The 4,502-nt window shown below is 71.9% G+C and carries 6 protein-coding genes; 3 read left to right on the forward strand and 3 right to left on the reverse strand.

Annotation, left to right across the window (positions count from 1 at the left end; all coding sequences use genetic code 11):
- A partial coding sequence (locus VFN12_RS11175) for a hypothetical protein (RefSeq protein WP_325118756.1) occupies window positions 1–648 on the reverse strand: 648 nt, incomplete at its 3' end.
- 142 nt (window positions 649–790) lie between these two features.
- On the opposite strand from VFN12_RS11175, the gene VFN12_RS11180 reads away from it, so the two are divergent.
- The gene (locus tag VFN12_RS11180) at window positions 791–1,801 is read left to right on the forward strand and encodes a hypothetical protein (RefSeq protein ID WP_325118757.1); all 1,011 of its coding nucleotides are present in this window, start codon (window positions 791–793) and stop codon (window positions 1,799–1,801) included.
- A gap of 6 nt (window positions 1,802–1,807) precedes the next feature.
- On the opposite strand, the gene VFN12_RS11185 is transcribed toward VFN12_RS11180, so the two are convergent.
- Both VFN12_RS11185 and VFN12_RS11190 read right to left on the reverse strand, forming a co-directional pair.
- A complete protein-coding gene (locus tag VFN12_RS11185) occupies window positions 1,808–2,545 on the reverse strand; it encodes a sterol desaturase family protein (RefSeq protein ID WP_325118758.1) in 738 nt (245 codons plus the stop codon).
- A complete protein-coding gene (locus VFN12_RS11190; RefSeq protein ID WP_325118759.1) occupies window positions 2,542–3,264 on the reverse strand; it encodes a FadR/GntR family transcriptional regulator in 723 nt (240 codons plus the stop codon). Before VFN12_RS11190 ends, VFN12_RS11185 begins: the two co-directional genes overlap by 4 nt.
- 161 nt (window positions 3,265–3,425) lie before the next feature.
- On the opposite strand from VFN12_RS11190, the gene VFN12_RS11195 reads away from it, so the two are divergent.
- Window positions 3,426–4,178 (forward strand): SURF1 family protein, encoded by a 753-nt coding sequence (locus tag VFN12_RS11195; protein ID WP_325118761.1) that lies wholly within the window; start codon window positions 3,426–3,428, stop codon window positions 4,176–4,178.
- A gap of 49 nt (window positions 4,179–4,227) precedes the next feature.
- Window positions 4,228–4,502, forward strand: a 275-nt coding sequence (locus VFN12_RS11200) for a DUF3817 domain-containing protein (RefSeq protein WP_325118763.1), incomplete at its 3' end; no start/stop codon positions are given.

The raw sequence follows: 4,502 nt of genomic DNA on the forward strand, positions 1-4,502 counted from the left end.
GACCCACTGGTAGTGCCACTGGGTGAGCCGGCGGGCGGTGTTGAAGTTCGCGCCCTCGTCGATGAGCCGGTTGTGGAACTTCTGCACCGCGAGGTGGATCTGGGCGATGATCAGGTTCTCGTCGTTGCGGGGCTCGATCAGCAGCGCGCCGCCGTTCTCGTTGCGCACCAGGTCGGGCACCCCGTTGACCTGGTCCTCCTCCTCCGTCACCCGGAAGTGCTTGTTGTCGGCCTCGTAGAGGGCCTTGCTGGCCTGGTCCCCGGTGGGACCCTGGCCGTAGACCGAGTCCAGGTCGAACGCGGCGGTGCGGAGGTTCTTCAGCGTGGTCGGGTCGAACGGCCCGGCGGGCAGCGGTTGCGGATTGCGGGTGAGGTCGTGGTCGATGAACTGCCCGAGGTAGGTGAACCCGGCCGGCACGCCCTGGTTGTCGAGCTGGGTCTGGCCCTTGTCCCGCTGGGTCTGGACCAGCTTGGTCAGTGAATCGTCGGAAGGCCGGAACGGGTCCTGCCCGGGGAACATCCGCCCGAAGCTGCTCTGCTGACCTGGGTCCACCGCCCCGGCCAGGGAAGCGCCGACGAGCGACAGAGCGATCGATGTGACCGCGGCGACGGCGAGTGGACGGCGGAAAATGCGCGTGCGTGTCTGCATGGCTGGATCCCTTGCTGGACTGGCCAGCTCCCCACCCCGGAGAGCCTCGTGGTTGGACTCCCGGCCAAGGTCCCGGCGGGGCATCAAATGTGCGTAAACCCGCTAGCCCGACGGCCGGATCGTTTTGGCAGACTTCGCTGTCATGCCTGCTCGTTCGCTGGTGCGCTCGCTGTCGGGCATCGCCCTGCTGCTCACCGCCGGCTGTGCGGAGGAGATCCCGCCACCGGACGCCCAACCCTCACCGATCCACACGCCGACCACGACGGCCCACCCGCGCTTTCGGGCCGGCCTCGAGCCGGCCGAGGCGGCGCTGGCGATGGTCCCCGGGTCGGCAACGACGGTGACGGTCACCGACTTCGACGAGATCCGCAAGGACCTCGGCGTCCCGGACCTGACCAGCGAGGATCCGGTGACGGACCGGTTCGGCTTCTGGGAGCGTGCCCGCGCGGACGCGCCGCTCCTGGCCGAGGGCCTGCTGCGGGCCGACGACAGCGAGCTGCTGCTCGACCACGGCTTCACCCAGGACGACGTCGACTGGGAGGCGCACTTCACCGGTCCGGAGGGCAACGGCTACATCCTGGCGTTCCGGCCCGACCTCGACCTCGGTTCCGTCCGGCGCGCGATCGCGACCGGGGCCGGGGCACTCGCAGGCGCGCGGGTGATCGAGGAGGACCACCTCGTGGTCTCGGGAGTCGCCGAGGCCGGGGTGGGCGTGTGGGCGAACGACCCGACCTGGCCCGGGCTGGTGGGCGAGCCGGCCGAAGCGACGTACCTGCGGCGTGGCTGCATCCCGCTGGAGGACGCGCTGGGTCCGGATGCGGGGGGCGAGCAGCAGCAGAAGCTGCTGGCGCGGCATCCGGTGACGAACCTCGACGACCTCCCAGGGTTCACCGTCGCCTTCGGCGATCACAACGCGGTCGTCCGCATGGAGCCGAACCGCGACGACCTGTTCGACCGGATCGACCTGGGCCGGGCGTGGCCGGTGGCCGGCTTCCGCAGCGCTTTCCGCTCGGGGGTGGGCGACCCGACGACGGGGCGGATCGGCTACGACGTGCCGCGGCCGGCGCAGGCCGCTGCCCTGACCCTGCTCGAGGAGCTGCCGTTCGCGGTGTGCAACGAGGTCACCCCGATCGCCGAGCCCACCGGGCTCTGAGGCACCTCACCCGGGGGTCGAGCCGGCCTCGAGCTCGTGCAGGTTCTTGACCGTCTTCGACGTGCGGGTCTGCGCCGGGTCAGGGCAGGTGCCGAAGAGCCGGTCGGCGGTCGCGGCCGTGGTGACCGTGAACCAGTAGTGCTCGTTCTTGTAGTGGTGCAGGCGGTGGTTGCGCCAGACCTTCTTGTACGACGCGCTCCGCGGCCGGTAGTCGGAGTGGATCAGGTAATGGGTCCACTCGTAGCCGAGCTTCAGGCCGTAGACGGAGACCAGCAGGCTCAGCGCCGCCGCGGTCGTCGGCATGGCGAACCAGGCCACGACGACGTACGCCGGCAGCAGCCAGGCGAGCGCCCGCCACGGGATGAACACCAGGGGGATGTCACGCGGGTCCGCGTGGTGCTCGCGGTGCTTGCGGGCCAGCAGCGAATCGACCTCGACCGGCCCCACCCGGCGCGGACGCCAGTGCAGGATCCCGACGTGGAGCAGCCACTCGATCACCGGGAACAGGGCCACCAGGGCGCCCGGGATGAGCAGCTCCCACGGCGAGCCGCCGCCCACCAGGACCCGCGCCGTGACGGACCCCAGCAGGAAGGTGGAGATCATCCAGGGCGAGGGGTGCCGCCAGAAGGCGCGCCAGGCGGCTCCCAGCGTCACCTGGCTGCGCCGGCTGCCGGTGATCCGCTGCTCGTCGGCGGCCAGCCGGGTGCGCGCGAGTGCCTCGACGTCGAGGCTGGTCCTGCTCATGTGGTCTCCTCGAGGGCTTCGAGTGCGGTGATCAGGTTGCGGGTGGCCGGGCGGAGCACGCGCTCCGCGGCGGCCCGTGTGGTGTCGGGGTCGCCCTCGGCCAGGGCCGCCGTGAGGACGCGGTAGGCACCGATCTGGCCGACCTCCTCGCTCATCAGCGGGGCCAGCGCCTCGAGGGCGGGCTCGTAGGCCGCGCGGAGACTGTTGAACATCAGCCGGAACGTGAGCGAGTCGGCGGCGTCGACGACCAGGTCCCAGAACGCCAGCGCGTGCTGCTGGCGCTCGACGTCGTCGTCGGTCGCGGCCATCGCGTCGACAGAGTCGGTGAGCGTCGCCGCCGCGGCGGGCCCACCACGCCCGGCGGCGAGGGCAGCGACGCCCGGACCGATGACCAGCCGGGCCTCGAGGATGCTGCGGACCACCGCGGTGTCGACGTTGCCGGCCCGGACGAGCAGGCGCGGCAGGAGGTCGAGGCCGGCGGTCTTCCTGAAGTCGCGGACCGTCGTCGAGCCTCCCTGGCGCACCTCGACCAGCCGGGTCTGCGCCATGCGCTGCAGCGCCTCGCGGACCGCCGGGCGGGAGACCCCGAGCACCTCGGCGAGGCGACGCTCGCTGGGAAGCGTCTCGCCGGCCTCGATCTCACCGTCGACGACCCCGGCGAGGACCTGGTCGAAGACCTCGTCGGGGACGGAACGTCGGCTGACCGGCTGCAGAGGCATGCGTGGGACCGTAGACGGGCGAGTGGCCGATGGTCAAGTGGTCAGACCAGTAGGTGGACACGGAGCACCGCTTCCGGGTGGAGCGGGGGGCCAGCGGTCGCACCGACCCGGGGCTGCCGAGCCCGGCAGTAGCGCCCACCCGGCGTGCGTAGGCTTTCCGCGTGCGTGCACTCCTGGCCCCGCGATTCTGGGGCGTGCACCTCCTCGCGGTGGCGTCCGTGACGGCGGCCGTGCTGCTCGGCTCCTGGCAGTACGACGCGTGGCAGGCACGCCGAGCCGCCGAGGCGGCCGACCTGACGCAGCGGGAGCCGATTCCGCTGGCGGATGCGATGGGTCCCGACGACCCGTTCCCCGGTGACCGGGTCGGCCAGCCGGTGACGGTGGGCGGCACCTGGGTCCCCGAGGCGACCGTGTTCGTCTCGGGCCGCACGCACGCGGGGCGTCAGGGGTACTGGGTGGTGACTCCGCTGGCGACGTCCGCGCCGGACGGACCGGCGATCCCGATCGTCCGCGGCTGGGTCGACTCCCCGGCCTCCGCGCCCCCGCCTCCGACCGGGTCGGGGGAGCTGGTCGGCTGGCTCCAACCCCCCGAGGGCTCCGGCGCCTCCGACTCCGACCCCGGGGACGACGTACTCCCCGAGCTGCGGATCGCCGACCTGGTCCAGCGGGTCGACCAGGACCTCTACGGCGCCTACGCCGTCCTGACCAGGCCGACCGAGGGCCTGGAGCGGGCCGATCTCGACCAGCTTCCGGAGGTCGGGAGGTTCACCGCGCTGCGCAACCTGCTCTACGCCGTGGAGTGGTGGTTCTTCGGGGCGTTCGCCCTCTTCGTGTGGATCCGCTGGCTCCGCGACGAGGCCGGGACCGAGGAGGGCGAGGACGCGCCGCGGGCCCCAGTAGGGTCGGGCGCGTGACCACCCCATTCGACTGCTCCGCGGGGGCCCCCATGACCGGGGACGCCGGATGAACAAGCTGTTCGTCGCCTACCGTGTGCTCGCCATCATCGTCGGCGTGCTGCTGGCCTTCTGCTCCCTCGTCGCGCTCCCGCTGAAGTACCTCGCCGCCGAGGGCAGCACCCTCCAGACCTTCGGCGAGAGCGCCAGCATCATGTGGGTGGCCCACGGCTGGGTCTTCATGATCTACGTCGTGGTGGCGTTCCTGCTCTCCCGCGCGGCGAAGTGGACCCCGGCGTTCACGATCCTGGCACTGGCGGCCGGGCTGATCCCGCTCCTGATCTT

The sequence above is a fragment of the Nocardioides sp. genome, assembly GCF_035703625.1.
GTDB lineage: Bacteria > Actinomycetota > Actinomycetes > Propionibacteriales > Nocardioidaceae > Nocardioides.

Bases quoted from the DNA above. Each gene is read 5' to 3' on its own strand.
- VFN12_RS11180 (WP_325118757.1), top strand. From the start codon at position 791: ATGCCTGCTCGTTCGCTGGTGCGCTCGCTGTCGGGCATCGCCCTGCTG.
- VFN12_RS11185 (WP_325118758.1), bottom strand. From the start codon at position 2,545: ATGAGCAGGACCAGCCTCGACGTCGAGGCACTCGCGCGCACCCGGCTG.
- VFN12_RS11190 (WP_325118759.1), bottom strand. From the start codon at position 3,264: ATGCCTCTGCAGCCGGTCAGCCGACGTTCCGTCCCCGACGAGGTCTTC.